Raw genomic sequence first — 18,525 nt, 5'->3', positions numbered from 1 at the left:
CCCGGGCGCGGGGGGAGGTGCGCGACGCGCGACAGGATCCCGTTTCCCCGCGCCATCCATTGCTAGTTCGATCGAAACGCGTACGGCCATGAACGCCAATTCGACGATCGCTGACGATCTCGAGCCAACCGGCCCCCCGGAAGGCCTGGCGGCGCTGGCCCGGATTAACTTCCATTCGTTGGATTCCGAGGGCATCCTCGCGGTAGCTGTTGAAGGGGCTGCGTCCCTATGCACATGCCGAGTCGAGGCGAGTTACTGCACCGTCGGCGAGGAGATGAAGCTGTGTCCATCCTCTCAAACCGAGCGCCCAGAGCTGACAGACCTGCTTCAGCGATCGAGCTGGGAGGGAAGGGTCGAGCTGCCCCGGGGAGATTGGGGGTGGGCGTTGCCTCTATGCCATCGGGATGTCGTACACGGTTGCCTTGTGATCGGCGCCAGTGCCGAGCCCACACCGCATCAGCTTTTGCTGCTGCAGCTGCTCGCACAAAACGCCGGTGCCGCGCTGGCGTGCGCCGAGCTGCATCAGCGGGAAGTTGGACGCGCCAGCCAACTCGCGGAGACGAATGAGGTTCTCGCCGTCGCGGTGAACCGGCTGAAGACCCGGACGCATACGCATGAGCTGCTGGAGGCGGCGTTGGCCGCTGGCGAGGGCCTGGAAGGCATCGTCAATGCACTTCATCGATTGACGGGACGTCCGGTCTGCCTTGAAGACAGGTTCGGCAACCTCTCCGCATGGGCAGGGCCCGGACGGCCACTCGAGTACCCGAAGCCGAAGCCCGGGCGGCGCGACCGGTTCTTGCGTTCGCTCTCTACGCAGGCTTGTCCGGTGCGCTCCGGGGATCGCCTGTGCGTCCTGATAAAGCCGCGCGCGGAGATGCTCGGTGTTGTCGCGCTCATTGTCCGCGACGACGAGGTCGACGAGGACATGTTGTTCGCGCTCAGGTACTGCTGCAATGTGCTGGGCCTCGAGTTATCCCATCAACGCACCCTCGCGGAGCTGCACCTGAATCTGCGCCGCGAACTGGTCGATGACCTGCTGGCGGGCACCGACGAGCACGGGGCCTACGCCCGCGCCGAGGCGCTGGTTCATGATTTGCGCCGGCCGCACTATGTCGTGGTGATTCGCAGCGGGCGCGGCGCCGACAGCGCCGCCATCGCCGCCGCGGGCCGTGCCGCAGCCAGCCTCCACATGAACTACCTGTCGGGCCGCCAAGGAAGTCTGATCGTCTTACTCGTCGACAGTCATCCGGATCCCGATGCACTGCTCCGGGAAGTCAACAGACAGCTTGGCGACTCCGCGAGTGCAATTGGCATTGGATCGCGCTGTGATGTGCCGGCCGATTTTCCGCGGTCTTTGCTCAGAGCCCGGCGCGCGCTCAACGTCCGGCTGAACTCGGCCCATCCCCGGGGAGCGTCTGACTACCGCGAGCTGGGGTTCTACCATTTGGTCGATGCGGCGCATACCGCCGGCGTCGTCGACGAGTACGTCCGCCAATGGCTGGGGGCGCTGATGGATTACGACGCCGCGAAAAGCTCCGATCTGGTACACACCTTGAGTCACTATGTCGAGTGCGGCGGTAACTACGACGAATCGGCTGCCGCTTTGCATATTCACCGGAGCACGTTGCGGTACCGGCTCGGCCGCATCGCGGACCTGACGCATTTGGACCTTCGCGATGTTGATACTCGCTTTAACCTGCATGCCGCTACGCGAGCGTGGCGCTTCCTTAACGCGAGTACGTGATCGCACTGTAGTCGAAGCCAATGCGTCGCTTAACTATTCAGCGAGCGGGGCGCATCGCCCGAGCGCCGCTCCTGCTCCGCAAGGGCGAATTCGCCGCTCATTTTCGGATCTCTGGGGCCAGTTTCCGGTCGCGCAGCGCCTCCCTCAGCCCGGGCTGGGGGAGTTCCAGCGATATTGGGTGACCGACTGACATTCGTTGCAGCTGTTGATGATTCGCGACACCGTGCCGGCGTAGCGCTGAAGTTCTGGGGGCGCCGCCAGGTTGAGCCCGCCCACGACTGCACCTCCGGCGTCATGGCGAACTGCTGGGCGGCCCGGAGATCTTCCGCGTTGAGCTCCGCCACGATTTGCTGGAAACTGCACGTCGTGTTGACAATCGTGTCCTCATCGAATTCGGGTCTGCGGACGCGGGATCGCCCGCGCCGGTCAACGACAACGCTGCACCGCCCGCCGCAAGAGCCGGTCCCACCGACCAACGCTTGACCGCCGTTTGCTACCCCTAGTCCGTCCCTTGCACCGGGATCCGAGCGTCGGCTGGATCATCGCGCGCCCAGCCGCTGAAACTCCGTGGGCAGCTGGCTTAAGACGTCATCGAACTCAGCTTGTGTCACCGCGTCGTGAATCGTTGCCATCACCGCGTCCACGGCAGTCTCGGCGGTCTCCGCGTCACGCCCGCTCCGTTCAGCCACTCGGTCGATGAACTCGTCGAAACTGAACGCTTCGGCCTCTTCTTCCGTTGGGAGCAAAGCATCTTGCAGCGGTGAGGGCAGTTCAGCGGCCAGATCGCGCGCCTCGCCACCGCTGATGCGCTCCGCGAGGGTGGTCAAGGTGGCGCGGGTGACCGCCACCGCGTCTCCTGCGAACAGGCCGCTACGCTCGGCCACTGACGAAATGAATTCCTCATATCGCATTTTTCCTCCATTGGTTTCGGTTTCCCATATCGTGCCGAGCCTCGAGCGCCGGTGCATCGTTCTCGGGAGTCGGATTCCGGCGCTGGTAATCAGCCTGGCGGGTGAGCTCACGTCACGGTGCAGGACGGCACTCATCGGCCCGGCATGCTCTCCGGCTTTAAAAATCGACGCCCCACGGGGCCGCGATCGGCACACCTGGTGCTGCACAGTAATGGGGTTCGATGTCGCCAACGGAACCTTGCCGACGCAGGGCGCTCCTGGCGCCGCCGCGCAGCCGGGGGCGCGGATCACAATTGCTCTCTGCTTCAGTCGTGTTGTCGGACAGCACTGTTCGACGCTTCCTGGCCCACGCTCTGATCGGCGAACCGCCATACGTTCCCGATCGTCGGGCATGCGCGTAGCTAAATCGCAATGCCCCCAGACTGTTACGGCTTAGTCTGGCGGGACGAGCGTTACCACCCTTTCCCGTCCCGTCGGGCCGGTGCGGTTGCGACGGCCAATTCGCACCATGAAGTCATGACGCAGGAGCCTTTGAAGATTGGTCTGTTGGCGCCGCCATGGGCCGCCGTGCCCCCACCCGGTTATGGCGGAACCGAGTCAGTGGTGTGCCAGCTTGCGCAAGGCTTGACCGCGGCCGGACATGAGGTCGTGCTGTTTGCCACCGGTGACAGCACCGCACGGGTCCCCATCGTCTATGCCATGGCCAACGCGAACTGGGACCGCATCGGGCACGGCGAGGTGGAACTGCCCCACGTGATGCGCGGCTACGAGGCGCTTGCCGGTTGCGACATAATCCACGACCACACCCTGTTGGGGCCGGCCTGGGCCTTAGCGACCGGCTATGACCGAGTGGTCACCACCTGCCACGGCCCGTTCAGCGGTGAGCTACGGGCGATCTACCGCCGCTACGGCAAGCGGCTACCGGTCGTTGCGATCTCACACGACCAGGCTTCTCACGCGCCCGAGATCGCGGTGGATCGGGTCATTCACCACGGCCTCGACCCCGACGAATACCCGCAAGGCAGCGGCGAGGGGGACTACCTGTTGTTCCTCGGGCGGATGACGCCCGACAAGGGTGTGCGCGAGGCCGTATTGGCCGCACGGGCCGCGGGCGAGCCGCTGATCATCGCGGCCAAGAACCGAGAACCAGCCGAACGCGCATATTTCGCCGAAGAAATCGAGCCGCTGCTCACCGACGATGTCGACGTCAGGGGGGAGGTCACCGGTGACGCGAAGTTGGCGTTACTGGGTGCCGCCAAGGCCCTTCTGAATCCCATCCAATGGGCCGAACCGTTCGGGTTGGTGATGATCGAGGCGATGGCCTGCGGCACGCCGGTCATCACCTGTCCCAACGGCGCCGCACCCGAGATCGTGGATACCGGCAGGACGGGGTTCCTCTGCTTCGATTCCGCCGACCTGGTGAGCGCGATCCACCACGTCGATGAGTTGGACCGTGCTGTCTGCCGCGGCGCCGTCATCCAGCGTTTCTCCACCGCTCGGATGATCGACGACCACCTCGCCTTGTACCGGCAGATGGTCGCACGGTGACCTTCGTCGATGGGGAAGAATGCGCGGCCGGAGCTTGGGCGTCCGGAACGGGCCCGCCCGTGACCGGCGGCGACGGCGACGTCACGCTGCTGGAAGGTTCGACGTTTTGCATTTCGGCCGTATCGGGCGACGTCCATCGCGACCAGCCACACGGACTGTTCGTGGCCGACACCCGAATGCTGTCCTGCTGGCGCCTTGCCATCGACGGCGAGCCAGTGCAAAACCTGTCCACGATCCAGGAACCCACCGAACCGTACCGCGCGACTTTCGTCGGCCGGGCTCCGCCGCGTCGATGGCTGGCGGACAGCACGATGCTGGTCCTGCGCGACAGGCTGGTCGGTGACGGGTTGCGCGAGGACCTGATATTGCGCAACCTCGGCGCCGAGCCGGTGGGGGTCACCGTGACACTGACCGTCGACACGGACTTCGCGGATCTCTTCGCCGTCAAAGAGGGGAGGGTTCAGCCACCGCACGGCCTCGCCGTCGACATCGGAACGGCGTCAATGACTTTCACGCTCGCTGGTCCGGACGACACCCGCAGCGCTCAGATCACGGCCACCGGAGACCCGAGCGTCACGCCAGGCAGATTCACCTTCCGGATCGTGGTCCCAGAACGCTCCCAGTGGTCAACCTGTTTCGCCGTGGAAGCCACGACCGGCGGCAGGCGAGTTCAGCTTCGGCACCGCTGTGGCGAACCGATAGATACCAGCGCGCCCGCGCAACGGCTGCACGCATGGCGGCTGTCGAATCCACTGATAGCGACTGGCGATTCGGCGCTGGATCGTTCACTGGAGGTGGGCACCCGCGACTTGGGTTCACTCCAGATCGAAGACCCGGCACAGCCGGGCTGTCCGATCCTTGCCGCCGGTGCACCATGGTTCATGGCGCTATTCGGCCGAGATTCCCTGTTGACCGCATGGATGGCCTTGGGCCTGGACTCGCGCTTGGCGTTGAACACCTTGCGCACTCTGGCCCGGCTGCAGGGGACCCGGGTGGACCCACTGACGGAGGAGGAGCCGGGCCGCGTCCTGCATGAGGTTCGTTTGGGCAGGGAGGCGGCGTTGACGCTGGGCGGGGGAACCACCTACTACGGCACCGCTGACGCCACACCACTTTTCGTCATGCTGCTCGCGGAGCTCGATCGGTGGGGGGCCCTTCCCGAGGCTGACCGGCCCGCCCTGCTCGCCGCGGCAGACCGCGCCATGGCATGGATCATCGAGTACGGCGACGCCGATGGAGACGGTTACGTGGAGTACCGCCGACACACCGACCGCGGCTTGGTCAACCAGGGCTGGAAGGATTCCTTCGACGGCGTCAACCATGCCGACGGGCATCTGGCCGCCCCACCTATAGCGCTGTGCGAGGTGCAGGGCTATGTGTACGCAGCGTTTCAGGCCCGGGCGTGCCTCGCCGAGGGAGACGGTGACCCAGTCTGCGCCCAACAGTGGCGCAGCAGGGCGGCGCGCTTAAAAGCGGCGTTCAACTTGGCCTTCTGGATGCCCGAACAGCAGGCGTTCGCGCTTGCGCTCGACGGCGCCAAACATCAAGTCGACGCTATCGCGTCGAACATGGGGCACTGCCTGTGGACGGGGATCGTCGACGACGACAAGGCCGCCGCGGTGGCCGCGCATCTTGTTGGGCCTGCGCTGAACTCGGGCTTCGGTGTGCGGACTCTCGCCACCGAGATGAACGCCTACAACCCGATGAGCTATCACAACGGCTCCGTGTGGCCGCACGACACCGCCGTCGCCGTCGCCGGGCTCGCGAACTACGGTTTTGTCCAAGAGGCTCAACAGATTGCGTTGGGGCTTCTCGACGCTTCCGAATACTTCGGGGGTCGGCTGCCCGAGCTGTTCTGCGGCTTTCCCCGTGCCGAGTTCTCGCGTCCCGTGCCGTATCCGACGTCATGTTCGCCGCAAGCCTGGGCCGCTGCGTCCTCACGCCTGGTGCTGCGCAGCCTACTCCGCTTCAACCCCGACATTCCGCACGGCCAGGTTCAGGTGTGTCCGATGGCTCCGGGTCGGTTCTTGCCTGTGCGCCTGCACAACGTCCCCCTCGCCGGCACACGGATCAGCCTCACCGTCGACGCAGAGGGCGGCGTCGACGTGTGCGACCTCCCCCCGGGAGTCCGGCTGGTTACAGCCCAGCCCAGGCATTCGCCCGGTCGCGCTTCGGCGCAGCAGCACGATCAAAGTCACTGAGTTAAGTCGCCTTCGTTGGCAGCTCGTCGGCATCCCGGCGCTCGGCAATTTGCGCTAGCCGCCAAAGGCATTCACGATTCCGCGGTGCGAATGCCGCGGCTTGCAGGGACTCGGGCAACCAGCTCGAGGGGCCCGACACCGCTAATTCTGACATTGCGACCCGACAGCCCGCGCCATTATTGCTCAACCGTAACGTGATGCGCGCCTCCGTTGCCGGCCTCACCCGGGCGAACAAGACGAGTTCCTTGCGCGGATAGCAGGATTCGACGACGGTCTCGTCGTTGATCACCGCCGGCCAAGCTCCGATGGAGTGCAAGATCCGGGTGCCCGGCGAAGGCCATCTCCTACTCACGGCGCGCGTTCGGCTGTTTCCTACCACCCAGCTGGAATAGGTCCAACCGTCGGCCAAAACATCCCAGACGCGCTCGCATGTGGCGTCGACATCTCGAGTGACCGTCATGTCGCCCTCCGGTTCGAACATCCGATGGCCTTATTCAGAGTCTGTCTAACGTGGGGAAAAGAAGTTCTCGAGCGGCCAGTTGAACGGCTGCCGCTATCGGGATGGCAACGAGCGCACCAACTATTCCGAGCAGCTCCCCGCCGACGAGTACGGCCAACAATGTGGCGACCGCCGGCACGTTGACCGCGGGCCCGATGATCTTGGGTACCAACAGATAGTCCTCGGCGAAGCGGAAGCACGTGTAGAACAACAGAGTTGTGATGCTACCGGAATGGAGACGGTGAGTGCGACTGCGGCGACGATGACACCGGCGACGCTCGACCCGAACGGGATGAGGTCCAGCAAAGCTACGAATATGCCGAGCAGCAGCGGATAGGGCACATCGAAGATGACGGGCCAGACGAAGCTGGCCACCCCGGCGATGGCCGATATGACGATGTTGCCGAACACATATGCGCCCACTTTCGCGAACACCTGATCCCCGAGGAGGATCGCACGGGGACGGCGGGAGCGCGGCACGAAGCGGTATAAGGTCGCGCGGATCCGGGGAAAATCGGCCAGAAAGTAGACCGTCAGCACGGCGACGACGACAACGTCGGCTACGGCCCCGAAGACCGCCTTTCCCGCCTTGACGGCCTGCCCGACGACCGGCCCTCCGGAGCCGTTGACTGTCTCGGTGATTCGTTGTTGGAGGCGGAAGCGGTCATTGAGCCGGCCGATCCAGGACGAATGGTCCCCGATGTGCTGGATGTAATGGGGCGCCTGGTCGGTGAACTCCCGCGCCTGCTGCACCAGCGGGGGAATGGCCGCGGCCAGCGATCCGCCACCACCGCGATCACTGCGAACAGCACCACGGTGACCGCCGCCCAGCGAGCCACCTTCTTCCCGACCAACCACCACACGGCAGGCTCGAGCCCCAAGGCTACAAAGAAAGCTACGCCAATCAAGAGAAGCATCGACGACACCGCCGCAAGACCGCGTACCGCGCTGTACGTCACCGCGACACCGGCCGACGCGGTCAGGCCGACGAAGAACGGTGAGTGCCAGTCGAATCGGCGCCGGGGAGGCCCCACGGGCTGATCTGGTGTACTGAGCTGCGCCGCAACGTCTTCGGCATCAGCAATGGGCCCTCCGTCTGTGTCGCCGGGCCCCCGGGTGAGGCTACTTGCTGCAGCCGCGCTCAGCTCCGTCGTGTTGCTCATCGCGTCATTGCTTCGCGCAGTGGACAAGCCGGGAGGCCAATTCCCGCAGCGGGGTATTGGTCTCTTGCGAGATCGCTCTCAGCATCGCGAAGGCGCGAGCGGCATCGACACTAAAGCGTTCCATGATCATGCCTTTGGCTTGCCCGATGACGTCGCGGGTGGCAAGCGCGGCCTTGAATTGACGCTCCTGCTCGTCCTGCATAAGTGCGATCGCGGCATGGTTGGCGAGCATCGCGCCAACCACCTCGCAGTCGGGCCCGAAGGCTTCGGCTCGGAACCCGAAAAGAGTCAACGTTGCCCAAGTGTCACCGGAAATGTCTATCGGAGAGGACAAGACGCTGTGCACCCCGGCGGTGGTGGCGGAAGGCGCAAATCGCGGCCATCGGGTATCGGTGCGCAGATCGTTGCAGCGAGTCGCTTTCTTTGCGGTGATCGCCTCAAGGCATGGACCGTGGCCGGCCGCTTGCTGAGCGCTGTCGAGTGCTGAGGTCAGCTGCGATGTCGCGGTGATCGATCGCAGATGGCCGTTTTCGATTATCGAAATTTTTGCGCAGTCGGCGCCCGGTATCAATGCCAATGAGGCACCGGTCAGCTTGCTGAGGGCGTCCTCGATGCCCGCTGTGCCGACCATCGCACCGGCCAGTTTTGCGGTCGTCGACTGAACCGCTTTACCGCGGCGCCCGTGGCGAGGTTGCTCGGGATCCGCGAAGTGCCCTACCGCGACCACAGCGAAACCATTTCGGGAGAAGCGTGGTGACTCATCGCAAACCATTGCCGCATAGCCGGTTTCGTTGTTCCCATTCCTCCCCCAAACTCCCGACGGGTATTGCGCGACTGCCGTACCACTATGCCAACCGGATTGGAGTTCAGGCGTCGACCCAACAGATCAATAAATCGGAAGCGTCGTCGACCTCGCGGAGCCATTAGTGTCCGAGTCTTGGCGACCCGAGGCGTTAGAAACCCCTCATGCGTCGTGTCGGCACCGCTCACCTGGAAAGGGGGACCCGACGTGCCGTGGGGCGCTTCATGAGTTAAGAATGTTAACTAAATCCCAGAGGCGTGGACGGGCCGACGCGGGAAACCGTGAGATGCCCACGATTGGGAAATGCAATACGGGCCCGACAACTTCGCAGGTGGAGGGCGGATGCGGCGGTGAACCAGGACGGTCAGCGACTTGTCGCGAACCACCTCGACGCGTTGACGTCCCATTGGGCGCAACTAACGGACACGACGGATATCGACGAAGCGACGGAGGTCCTGCGGCCCGCGTTTTTCCCTGTCGCGATCACTCCGAGCGCTACGGGCTCGTTACACATTCGCGTCATGGCCGAGCAGCTGCCGCTGCTCAGTATCGGCTACCTCGACCTCGGTGGTGAGGCGACGATGCGGGTAGCGGACATGCCCGGCTATCAGATCGCTGTCGCAGTGTCGGGTCACAGCCTGACGAATTGGCCCGATGGTCACGCAACCACCGTCACTTCGCCCGGGTCGGCGACGGTCTTCAGACCCGGCACCGACGTCGAACATCTATGGTCACGCGATTGCGGCCAGCTCGGCATCAAGATCGCCCCGGCCGAGCTGACTCGCGAGCTGGAACAGTTGCTCGACCGGTCGATTGGTAAGGCCGTGGAGTTCGCTCGTCGGCTGGACCTGACGGACAGGTCATCGCAAAGTTGGCTGAGCCTGGTAGCGGTTCTGGCGCGAGAGGCCGGCAACCATGCCGGAATCCTCGCCCATCGACTCGCCGCCGCGAATTTGCAGCATTTGCTCCTCGAGGGTCTACTGCTCACGCAGCCGCACAACTACACGCACGCACTCCATGAGGATGGTCGGCCTACCTCTGCAGCGACGGTGCAGCAGTCAATCGACTTGATGCGCAGTTATCCGGAATCGGAGTGGACGACCGCGGCACTTGCCCGCGCGACGGGTGTCAGCGCGAGGGCACTGCAGAAGGCGTTCGCCAAGGCGGGCGAGCCGCCGCCTATGACGTACCTGCGCCACTTACGGTTGCAACGGGTACGGGCCGAGCTCGCTGACGCGTCACGGACACGGCCCTCAGCGGTCACTACGGTGGCGAGCCGTTGGGGATTCGTGCACCTCGGCCGGTTCGCTCAGCAGTACCGTCAATTATTCGGTGAACCCCCGTCACAGACGCTTCGCGTGGCGGAACGCTAGGGGTGACGTTGCGCTTCGTCGACCGTCGCAAAGATTTCGAATCGCTCGAGCAGATCGGCGGCTGCGAGAACTCTCGCGATGGGACCGGTCGGCGACATGACTAGGCAGAACGATGTGTCGGACTCTGCCGCCAGCGCCGTAGCGCCGACCAAGGTCTCGACAGCGGCGTCATCGATGGACGTCGCGCCTGAAAGCTCCAGCACCAGCTGTGCCGGCTCTTGTGTCAATTCGTCGGCGATGACGCGGGACAGCCCTGCGTGTGTTTCACCGTCGAGCACACCTGTCGCGTAGACGATGCTCGTGGTGTCGGGAAGTCGTTGCACGGTGTACGAGAACGACCCCCCTTCTTGGCCTTCTGCTTCACGCTCGCTGACTGACCCCACCTCCCTAGTGCTTCTAGAGAGTCAAGCAAGCCAATGGGTGTCTCGATATCCGTCGAGCGTCCCGGCGCTGTCCGATCTGCGCCGCACCCCCATCACCAGTGGGTCTCGGTGCTGGTCGGTCGGCTGGGGAGCGGAGGAACAACGTTCTACCCATGACAAAAGGTCAACGGAGTCAATGATTAGCGATGCAAGGCGCCCATGGAGCCGACGGGCGGCCGAGCGGCAACTATTTTGGCATCCGTTCATCTGAGGGCCCTCGCTCGCCGGCGCTGGTAGCCCGCGTGATTGGCTGCGTTTCCCCGATCATCTCGGAAACTTTTGTGGCGAGGTGAAGGTTGAGGCGCGTCTCCACATTCTGCAGGTCGTGGCCCGAAATGTCGCGGATGCGCCCGAGGCGGTAACGCAGGGTACTGCGGTGAATGTTGAGCGCGCGCGCCGTGTGATCGTAATTCCCTCCGGAATCCAGATAGCGCGCCAGGGTGTTGACCAGTTCGGCGTTTTTCTCCTGGTCATATGCCATGAGGGGGCCTAGCCATTCCGCTAGGAATTCACGAACCTCAGGGCTGTTGTCGCTCGGATCGAGGATTCGGCACACGCCTAGGTCATCAAAACGACGGAAACCGTGCCGGCCTACCGAAGCTTTCTGCATGCGCAAGGTTCGTCGGGCCTCTGCGAAGGACCGCGGTAGCTCGGAGGGAGTTGTCGCGACCGACCCGATCGCGATCCACCCACGCCCGTTCCCAACAGCCGCGGATATCGCACGATACAGAGAACGTGGCTCGGGCAAATCCTCGGTGAGCAGGATCGTCATCGACGGGCGGCGCGCGCAAAGCGGGCGCAAACCCGCGGAGGTCGCCCACCGAGTGGCCGACCGGGCGATGAGGGCGCCGTCGATTTCGGCGCTCCACTGCAGGACCGTCACCCGATGCGGCCTGCGCAGGTTGTAACCCAGGGCCTCACCCCGGGCATATGCCGTCGCATTATCAGTTCCGGCGAGCAGATCGTCGACCAGATCCCGACTCAGTCGCAACTCCGTTTCTGCGAGTGAGCGCTGATGGGAGAATTCCACTGCCAACACCGCCGCCGCGTATTCCAGCGCGAAGATATCGAGCAGATCAGCCCGGCGCTGCGGATCGTGCAGCACGACGACTCCCAGGAAATCTGCCTTTGCGCGGATAAGGCTGAAGATCCGGTTCCCGCAGTCGCTGTGGTGTCCATGCGATCCTGCGTTGCGAATCACGTCTTCGCGGTTGCCCCCGCCGACCGCCCGATATGCGGTGGGAATCGGCGCGGGCGACCATGCTCGCAAGTTTCCAAACGTGTCCTCGACCGAGACTGTCAATGAGGTCAGGTCGTGCAATGCGTCTGCAATTCCGGCCGCATCCGCCGATCCGGACAGGTTGGTCAGAGCCTTATGGATGTGCTCCCGTCGCTCGAGTTCGGCCACGCTGCGTGACATCCGGCGAATCGCCTTCTCGTGTCTGTCAGTCAGCTCCCTGAGCTGGATGTGTTGGCGTCGTCCCCTTTCGATGACGTCGGCACTTGCCATCGCGGTGGCCGCCTGTTGCGCGAGTGCTTTGAGCAACACCAACTCGTGGCAGGAGGCGGGATCCTGGGCGCGGACAACCAGGACACCGGTGACGGCATCGGTGGTGCGCAGCGTGATCGCATATCGCCAATTCGAGTCGGGGAGCACGATCTCGTGATCGACGCCCAGGCTGGCGGCGATGGCCGCGTCGAGGGCGCTGTCCAGCGGGCGGTCAGGATCGCTGTTATGGACCAGGGATCCGTCGACCAACCGATAGGCGGTTTCAGTAAAGCACTTGCCCAGGCATTGCACTGCCTCCGCGGCCAATTCCAGTACGGCGTTGGCCGGGCGACCGTCGAACATCAACGAAGACAGAATGAAAACGCCGTACAAGCTTGGAAGCTCGGCACGGTGATCGATGCCCGCCGTCGGTCCTGATGTATCCACAGTCATGGCCCCACCTCATCATTTCCCGACCTGACATCCCCGCTGTACCCGGGACGGCGCCGATTCAACCAATAGGGATAAGGGCAGACCATAGCCGATAGCCGTTGCGGGACAATCGATCTGAGGTGATGGTGCGCGCGAATTCGGCCCACCGCTGCAAAATGCCGTCATCAATTTAGGCCTCGGAGGGTGAAGAGTCCGGCGGGATGTCGGTGCAAGGGTGCGCTGGTGGCGTTCAGCGACGGAAGGAACTTTCAAAATGGCAGACGCATTGCAGGGCAAAAGGGTTGCGATACTCGCGGCCGACGGCGTGGAGCGGGTCGAGCTGCAAGTCCCCCGGGACCAGGTTCAGGAGGCCGGGGCGCAGACTGAACTGCTGTCGCTACATTCGGGACAGATCCAGGCCCGAAACAACGATCTAGATGATGGTGGCAGCTTTGACGTCGACAGGGAGATTTCTGAGGCGTCTGTCGACGATTATGACGCGTTGCTTCTACCCGGCGGCACGGTCAATCCCGACAAGCTTCGAATCGACGATCGAGCAGTCGCGTTTGTCCGCGACTTCGTCGGTTCGGGTAAGCCGGTCGGAGTGATCTGCCACGGCCCGTGGACGCTCGTCGAGGCGGGCGTCGCCAAAGGCCGCACACTCACCTCGTTTCCGAGCATCCGGACGGACCTGCGCAATGCCGGAGCCACGGTCGTCGACGAGGAGGTCGTCGTCGACGGGAACTTGATTTCGAGCCGCTCACCGGACGATTTGCCGGCGTTCTGCCGGGCCGTCGTGGAGCAGTTCGCCAAGGCGCCGGCCCGTGCTAAGTGACTTCTGAGTCATAGCCGTCCGGCGTACGGTCGTGGAAGCGTGACCACTCAGACTTCTGGCCAAGGATCCGGAGCGTTCACAGCGGCGGCGGTCTGACCGTCCACCGACTCGGCTTCGGCGCGACGCGCCTCTCGGGGAAGGGCGTGGGGGCCCGCCCGCCGGCCGCACTGAACGCGTGCGCGTGTTGCGGCCCGCCGTCGAGCTGGGGGTCAACTTCGTCGCAGCCGCGGACTCCTACGCCCGTACATCTCCGAGGAGATCCTTCGGTAGGCGCTGCACCCCCGCAGCTAAAACGGCGACGTGGGGGGAGGGTCGCTGACCCGGTGTCGCAGTGTTTCCGAGGGAGATTCGCCGAACAGCTGGTGATACAGACTGGCAAACCTGCCAAGGTGCATGAACCCCCAACGGCCCGCGACCATCGTCACCGTGACCGAGTCGGGTGAGCTGGCGGCAAGTTCTGTGTGGACCCGATGTAACCGAAGCCGCCGCAAGTAGGCCATCGGCGAGGGCTGATCGGACCGCTCAAATGCCCTCTGCAGGGCTCGTGCGCTTACCCCGGTTGCTCGTGCGAGGTCGGCAGTGCTCCAAGGTGTTTCCGGGTGTGCGTGCATCAGATCGATCGCGCGCTTTGCGGCAGTGGCGCTTGCCGCCCCTTCACTTTCAGCCAAGGCTTCGGTGTAGTTGTGGGGTTGTATTTGCAGCAGGCCCTGGATCAGCAGAAGCTGCAAGTTCGCCACGGCGAGCCGGTGGTTGAGAAGCCCACCCGGTTGCCCGGCTTCACGTGCCAAGAGCCAGACTAAGCGGTACCAATCGTGTGCAGCGTTGGTGCTCAGATTGAACTGCCGGGCAAACGTAATCCGTTTGCGCACAGGGCGGTTGAGCATGGCTTCCAGCTGCCTTCGCATCTGCGGTTCAGAAACCTTGAGACAGATCTGACCGCAGTCGCCGGACCAGTCAAGCACGCACGGCGTGCCCGGTGTGAACACCGCGACTGACCCGGTCGTCGTCTTGATGAGCTCGCCGTCACGCCACCGGTTCACCGCCCTGCCTGACAAAGGGGCATCGATGTAATAGGCAGTCACCTCGTTTGCCCGGATGGTGATGTCAGCGCCGAAGCCAAGGTAGCCGGCGGTAAACAGCGGAAGTTGCACCGCATTCATCCGCATGTTCACCGATTTGGTCTTGTTCGGAATCAGCTCGGCGGTGACATAGACGCGGCCTAAGGCATTGGCCGCCTCATCGACGTCCGTTGCCCGGATCTCAGGCGCCAGGTCGAAGGGTAGCTCGGTCAAATTGTCGCTCCCAGCCTGGTGTCAGCGATTGGTGTCTCCCGCTTCACTCAAACCAGCATGCTAGCCGTACCGGCCTGGAACGCGCATGGAAACATTCAACGCATTCGTGTACACCTCTGCACCGTGCCGGTCGGCAGAAAACATCTGTAGCAGTGATCCCGTCAGAGCCAAGTTGATCGAGCAGGAACGCTGGGTTCATCTCCAACCTGCGTGCCTCCGGTTGACGGGAAGCGGACAATTTGGGGCCGCTTATCGGATATCACATGGCTGTATCGGTGCGCTTTGCTACAGCGAGGGTCCCGACGCGAGGGGAGGCGACGTGAAAAAACCAGGCTCTGGAGCGGACGACTGCTGGCTGCTTCGGCATCGTGGGTGTCTCCGACGGGGTGATCACCGTAAACGTCAAAGTGAAGCGAATGACATCGCGATAATGGGTGACGTCATCGCCCCGGCAAGACGCTGCGTGAGGCGACTGAAGCGCCGACCAACTGATCACGCGAGGTCGGAACACATTTGAGCAAATACTGCGAGAGGCAGCTTTGAGAACCGCAGTCGTCTACCGAACGCATGCCAAGGCGTTGAAGAAAGAGTGTGAGCAGGCCAACTACGGCGAGCCCGATGAAGTCCAGTTCGAGATGTGCCAATTCACCGATGGCAGAGTGGCGCAACGCTGGCGCGTGGGCGCGCGAAGCTGCGTGTGGTGGGACTCGTTAGAAGACCTCTACGCCATCCATGTCTACGCGCACCCCGATTACGGCACGCGCGTCGAATGGTCAGACGGCTACGTAGAGGAACTGTAGCCGTGCCTGGTGCCGGGTAACATCGGGCGGGCGACTACAGGCTGCCCTGCCGATGCACCAAGCCAACGGTGGCAGAGCACTTCGCTCCGAGGACGGATCGTAGAACTCAGCGGAAGGTTTCGGCATGTGATGCGCCGAGCCGAGAGGTGTAGCAGCTCATCTGTCTCGTCGGGCCTATTCAGGCCCCAGCATCTCGTGCTGCAGTGCCGAGTTCTGCGGTGGCCCAGTCGGGCAAGGTTAGTCGAGGCCCGGGTGTTCATCTCGGACCCGGCAAACCCTCAGGAGCCAGATATGACAACAGCCAACGAGGACAGAGAGCGCGACTTTCTCGCGAAGTGCATCGCCGACGCTTACCAGATGCTCGACATCATTCCCGGGGTGGATCCTAATGGCGCCGCGCTGGTATGGCTTGCCGATCAGTTCATGCAGGTGCGTCGTCGAACCCAGAGCCAACTTGCGCCGACAGCGTGATCACGGCTGATACCGTCAACCGGATCCTGCGATTCAATGGACAGGGCCTGCCGGTTGTTTCCCAGTACGCCCGAGTGCCCTGCCAGCCGCAAGGCCGCGTTGTTAGCCTGCGCAGCGAGGTGGATAGTCAGCTGCACGTCATCCGGCCGATGGCCAAGGACCGTAGCCTCGGCCACGACGCCAGGATGTCCATACGCGGTGACATCGACCGAATCATGGATGTCGCGGGGCAAGAACGCTGGCCCCCCGGCGCGGTTGCGCTGTTCTCCTGCAGCGGCCGCGGGTTTTTCGAGGAAGTGATTTTGCCACGACAGGTCCGAGGGCGGGTCATCGTCGACGAAACCACGTGGGTCCGCCCAATGCTGGCCGTGCTCGACGAGTACCACCGCTGTTGCGTCGCCGCGGTCGACCGAGAGGGCGCCCGCCTCTGGGAGCTCTATCGCGACGAGATGCAGGAGCGGGGCACATTGTCGCTTTCCGCCAAGCCGGGCCGAAACCAGGACAAGCTTGAGGAGCAGACCAAAAGGCACTTCCGCGAAGTGATAACCATGATCGACAAGCTCTACCGGGGCGGCGGATTCGAGCTGTTGATCGTCGGCGGCCATCGCCCAGAACTGCCGCGCTTCCTCGACCTGCTCACCCATGAACTGCGGGGGGTGCTCGCCGGCACCTTCCCGGTCGACGACGACGCGAGGAGCAGTTTTGGCGAACTCAAACGGCAGGCAATCGCGGTTGTGGACCGCTACGAGCGCGCCGGGGAGGAGCGGATGGTCGCCGAGGTCGTTGAGACGTCGGCTGCCGGGGGTCTGGCTGTGCTCGGCCTCGAGCCGTGCCTGTGGGCCGGCAGCGTTTCCGCCGTCGATCGCCTCTTGATTCAAGACGGCGCGATCGCACCCGGGGTGATCTGCGACCGCGATCACTGGTTGGCCCTCGCGGGCGATACGTGCCCACTGTGTGATCGGCCGGTGCGGCCCGTGCCCGACGTGATTGACGAACTCGTGCAGGTCGTCATAGACGATGGTGGCGCCATTAAACACGTCTCCGCCCATACGGTCCTCATGAAGTGTGTGGCCGCGGCGTCGTTGCGGTTTCCGCTTCCACCGAAACCATGACGGGTCTGGAAAATACTGCGCGGAGCGTCGAGCCTGAGCAGACACGAACAGGGCGGCGTGCGTGATGCACTGCGTATTTGGTTCTAAAGCGCCCGGCAGGACGACTCCGGGTGGCCAAATTCGTCTCACCGGAAGGAAGCGTCGCCGGTTGGCGGCGATCATTATGGCAGGGCGACATTTTACGAACGAGCTGAGGTGGGCTGCGCCATGGAGAACGAACGGGTTCTCGTCACCGGAGGGTCGGGATTCGTGGGTTCTCACTGCGTCTTCGCACTGCTGAACGCCGGCTATCGTGTCTGCGCGACCGTGAGATCGGCCGAACGCGAAGCCGACGTCCGAAACATGTTCGCGCATGCTGGCGTAACGCCGGGCGATAACCTCACATTCGCTGTCGCCGACCTCACCTCCGATGCCGGCTGGCCCGAGGCGGTCGACGGCAGCGGCTTCGTCCTGCATGTCGCCTCGCCTTACCCACCTGATGAGCCCGCCCACGAAGACGAGGTGATCGTGCCCGCTCGTGATGGCACGCTTCGCGTCCTGCGCGCCGCTCGCGACGCGGGTGTCAAGCGGGTCGTACTCACGTCGTCGTTCTTCGCCATCGGCTGCGGCCACCGCGATGTCGACCGCGAGTTCACCGAGGATGATTGGACCGATCTCGGCGGTGAAGGCATCACTGCCTACGTCAAGTCCAAGGTGCTCGCCGAACGCGCGGCGTGGGACTTCGCTGAAAACGAAGCCGGCCGAACCGAACTCAGTGTCGTCAACCCGACCGCGACCTTCGGTCCGACGCTCAGCGACGACATTTCCGCTTCTCTGGCGCCGATTCTGACTCTGCTCATGGCCGGGGAGGAGCCGGTATTGATGGCGAACCTCCGGTTTCCGGTGGCTGATGTCCGGGACGTTGCCGACATCCACCTGCGCGCGATGACGCACCCCGCGGCCGCGGGTCAGCGCTTCATTGCCTGCTGCGATGGCGGCCCTATCACGATGCGGCAGGCCGCACAGATCCTGCGTGCCTGGGTGAGCGTCGACTCCGTCGCCGCATCACCTGTCCTCGGTCGGACCGGGCGACCGTCCAACCGAAAGGCCAAGGCCTACCTAAGCTTTAGCCCCCGAGCGATCGACGAAGCGCTCCTGTCAACCGCAGGAAGCCTCGTCCGTCTCGGGCTGGTGCCAACTCCGTGACCATTTACCTGCCGTTGAGTCGCAGTGAGGCAGTCCTACCTGACTCCGAAAAGGCGTGATGTTCCGAATATGCGGAACGAACCGACGCTCACGTGCAGCGGCGAGAGTTGGAGATGGTTAAGACTTTCGAGAGTATGAAGACCGCTATTCTGGCGGCCCGCAGGATATTTCAGCAATGATGCGTCCGAGCGTGGTCCGCTCGAGCGAGAGAAAGCCCGCGTCGACTGTGTTCACTTTTGACCACGC

The 18,525-nt window shown here is 63.7% G+C and carries 18 protein-coding genes and 1 pseudogene; 10 read left to right on the top strand and 9 right to left on the bottom strand.

Annotation, left to right across the window (positions count from 1 at the left end; translation table 11 throughout):
- Positions 1-88 precede the first annotated feature (88 nt).
- The gene (locus tag MTY59_RS22690; RefSeq protein ID WP_221043149.1) at positions 89-1,744 is read left to right on the top strand and encodes a PucR family transcriptional regulator; all 1,656 of its coding nucleotides are present in this window, start codon (positions 89-91) and stop codon (positions 1,742-1,744) included.
- Positions 1,745-1,888: 144 nt separating this feature from the next.
- Here MTY59_RS22690 and MTY59_RS27775 read toward each other — a convergent pair whose 3' ends face one another.
- Both MTY59_RS27775 and MTY59_RS22685 read right to left on the bottom strand, forming a co-directional pair.
- Positions 1,889-2,020 carry a hypothetical protein gene (locus MTY59_RS27775; protein ID WP_284145238.1) on the bottom strand — a complete coding sequence of 44 codons (132 nt, stop codon included), beginning with the start codon at positions 2,018-2,020 and terminating at the stop codon, positions 1,889-1,891.
- A 263-nt stretch (positions 2,021-2,283) separates the two neighbouring features.
- Entirely contained in the window at positions 2,284-2,790 is a 507-nt protein-coding gene (locus MTY59_RS22685; protein WP_221043148.1) for a DUF2267 domain-containing protein, read from the bottom strand.
- A gap of 381 nt (positions 2,791-3,171) precedes the next feature.
- Between MTY59_RS22685 and MTY59_RS22680 the strand changes: the two genes are divergently transcribed.
- Together MTY59_RS22680 and MTY59_RS22675 are read left to right on the top strand one after the other, a co-directional pair.
- On the top strand, positions 3,172-4,203 hold the full coding sequence (locus tag MTY59_RS22680; protein ID WP_221043147.1) for a glycosyltransferase family 4 protein: 1,032 nt from the start codon (positions 3,172-3,174) through the stop codon (positions 4,201-4,203).
- Positions 4,200-6,404 carry an amylo-alpha-1,6-glucosidase gene (locus MTY59_RS22675; RefSeq protein WP_221043146.1) on the top strand — a complete coding sequence of 735 codons (2,205 nt, stop codon included), beginning with the start codon at positions 4,200-4,202 and terminating at the stop codon, positions 6,402-6,404. The genes MTY59_RS22680 and MTY59_RS22675 overlap by 4 nt, the downstream gene beginning before the upstream one ends.
- 1 nt (position 6,405) lies before the next feature.
- Here the strand turns inward: MTY59_RS22675 and MTY59_RS22670 are convergent, their stop codons facing one another.
- The 4 genes from MTY59_RS22670 to MTY59_RS22660 all read right to left on the bottom strand — a co-directional run bounded on the left by MTY59_RS22670 (position 6,406) and on the right by MTY59_RS22660 (position 8,793).
- Positions 6,406-6,864 carry an SRPBCC family protein gene (locus tag MTY59_RS22670; RefSeq protein WP_221046598.1) on the bottom strand — a complete coding sequence of 153 codons (459 nt, stop codon included), beginning with the start codon at positions 6,862-6,864 and terminating at the stop codon, positions 6,406-6,408.
- Positions 6,865-6,898: 34 nt separating this feature from the next.
- Positions 6,899-7,063, bottom strand: coding sequence for a hypothetical protein (locus MTY59_RS27770; protein WP_488656283.1), 165 nt, complete (start codon positions 7,061-7,063; stop codon positions 6,899-6,901).
- On the bottom strand, positions 6,985-7,761 hold the full coding sequence (locus MTY59_RS28080; protein WP_488656274.1) for an AI-2E family transporter: 777 nt from the start codon (positions 7,759-7,761) through the stop codon (positions 6,985-6,987). The genes MTY59_RS27770 and MTY59_RS28080 overlap by 79 nt, the downstream gene beginning before the upstream one ends.
- 309 nt (positions 7,762-8,070) lie before the next feature.
- Positions 8,071-8,793 (bottom strand): GAF and ANTAR domain-containing protein, encoded by a 723-nt coding sequence (locus tag MTY59_RS22660; RefSeq protein WP_221043145.1) that lies wholly within the window; start codon positions 8,791-8,793, stop codon positions 8,071-8,073.
- Positions 8,794-9,125: 332 nt separating this feature from the next.
- Between MTY59_RS22660 and MTY59_RS22655 the strand changes: the two genes are divergently transcribed.
- Positions 9,126-10,241 (top strand): AraC family transcriptional regulator, encoded by a 1,116-nt coding sequence (locus MTY59_RS22655; RefSeq protein ID WP_347881595.1) that lies wholly within the window; start codon positions 9,126-9,128, stop codon positions 10,239-10,241.
- On the opposite strand, the gene MTY59_RS22650 is transcribed toward MTY59_RS22655, so the two are convergent.
- Together MTY59_RS22650 and MTY59_RS22645 are read right to left on the bottom strand one after the other, a co-directional pair.
- The gene (locus MTY59_RS22650; RefSeq protein WP_221043143.1) at positions 10,238-10,624 is read right to left on the bottom strand and encodes an STAS domain-containing protein; all 387 of its coding nucleotides are present in this window, start codon (positions 10,622-10,624) and stop codon (positions 10,238-10,240) included. The genes MTY59_RS22655 and MTY59_RS22650 overlap by 4 nt on opposite strands.
- Before the next feature lie 226 nt (positions 10,625-10,850).
- A complete protein-coding gene (locus MTY59_RS22645) occupies positions 10,851-12,605 on the bottom strand; it encodes a helix-turn-helix domain-containing protein (protein WP_221043142.1) in 1,755 nt (584 codons plus the stop codon).
- Positions 12,606-12,858: 253 nt separating this feature from the next.
- Here MTY59_RS22645 and MTY59_RS22640 point away from each other — a divergent pair, with 253 nt between their 5' ends.
- Both MTY59_RS22640 and MTY59_RS27515 read left to right on the top strand, forming a co-directional pair.
- Positions 12,859-13,419, top strand: a complete 561-nt coding sequence (locus MTY59_RS22640) for a type 1 glutamine amidotransferase domain-containing protein (protein WP_221043141.1) — start codon at positions 12,859-12,861, stop codon at positions 13,417-13,419.
- Between the two features lie 39 nt (positions 13,420-13,458).
- Positions 13,459-13,686, top strand: a pseudogene (locus MTY59_RS27515) (oxidoreductase); the annotation flags it as partial.
- A gap of 20 nt (positions 13,687-13,706) precedes the next feature.
- Here the strand turns inward: MTY59_RS27515 and MTY59_RS22635 are convergent.
- On the bottom strand, positions 13,707-14,711 hold the full coding sequence (locus tag MTY59_RS22635; RefSeq protein ID WP_221043140.1) for an AraC family transcriptional regulator: 1,005 nt from the start codon (positions 14,709-14,711) through the stop codon (positions 13,707-13,709).
- 578 nt (positions 14,712-15,289) lie between these two features.
- Between MTY59_RS22635 and MTY59_RS22630 the strand changes: the two genes are divergently transcribed.
- From MTY59_RS22630 to MTY59_RS22615, 4 genes are all read left to right on the top strand, one after another.
- The gene (locus MTY59_RS22630; RefSeq protein ID WP_221043139.1) at positions 15,290-15,511 is read left to right on the top strand and encodes a hypothetical protein; all 222 of its coding nucleotides are present in this window, start codon (positions 15,290-15,292) and stop codon (positions 15,509-15,511) included.
- Positions 15,512-15,802: 291 nt separating this feature from the next.
- Positions 15,803-15,982, top strand: a complete 180-nt coding sequence (locus tag MTY59_RS22625; protein WP_221043138.1) for a hypothetical protein — start codon at positions 15,803-15,805, stop codon at positions 15,980-15,982.
- The gene (locus MTY59_RS22620) at positions 15,979-17,094 is read left to right on the top strand and encodes a baeRF10 domain-containing protein (RefSeq protein WP_221043137.1); all 1,116 of its coding nucleotides are present in this window, start codon (positions 15,979-15,981) and stop codon (positions 17,092-17,094) included. Before MTY59_RS22625 ends, MTY59_RS22620 begins: the two co-directional genes overlap by 4 nt.
- A 207-nt stretch (positions 17,095-17,301) precedes the next feature.
- Positions 17,302-18,279 carry an SDR family oxidoreductase gene (locus MTY59_RS22615; protein ID WP_221043136.1) on the top strand — a complete coding sequence of 326 codons (978 nt, stop codon included), beginning with the start codon at positions 17,302-17,304 and terminating at the stop codon, positions 18,277-18,279.
- Positions 18,280-18,525 lie beyond the last annotated feature (246 nt).

It is taken from the genome of Mycobacterium senriense, from assembly GCF_019668465.1.
In the GTDB taxonomy this organism is placed as follows: Bacteria; Actinomycetota; Actinomycetes; order Mycobacteriales; family Mycobacteriaceae; genus Mycobacterium; species Mycobacterium senriense.
This window is presented reverse-complemented; position numbering and strand designations above follow the sequence as displayed.

Excerpts from the sequence above, each read along its gene's own strand:
- MTY59_RS22680 (WP_221043147.1), top strand. The coding sequence starts at position 3,172 with ATGACGCAGGAGCCTTTGAAGATTGGTCTGTTGGCGCCGCCATGGGCC.
- MTY59_RS22625 (WP_221043138.1), top strand. The coding sequence starts at position 15,803 with ATGACAACAGCCAACGAGGACAGAGAGCGCGACTTTCTCGCGAAGTGC.
- MTY59_RS22640 (WP_221043141.1), top strand. The coding sequence starts at position 12,859 with ATGGCAGACGCATTGCAGGGCAAAAGGGTTGCGATACTCGCGGCCGAC.
- MTY59_RS22670 (WP_221046598.1), bottom strand. The coding sequence starts at position 6,864 with ATGACGGTCACTCGAGATGTCGACGCCACATGCGAGCGCGTCTGGGAT.
- MTY59_RS22685 (WP_221043148.1), bottom strand. The coding sequence starts at position 2,790 with ATGAGTGCCGTCCTGCACCGTGACGTGAGCTCACCCGCCAGGCTGATT.
- MTY59_RS22615 (WP_221043136.1), top strand. The coding sequence starts at position 17,302 with ATGGAGAACGAACGGGTTCTCGTCACCGGAGGGTCGGGATTCGTGGGT.
- MTY59_RS22645 (WP_221043142.1), bottom strand. The coding sequence starts at position 12,605 with ATGACTGTGGATACATCAGGACCGACGGCGGGCATCGATCACCGTGCC.
- MTY59_RS22690 (WP_221043149.1), top strand. The coding sequence starts at position 89 with ATGAACGCCAATTCGACGATCGCTGACGATCTCGAGCCAACCGGCCCC.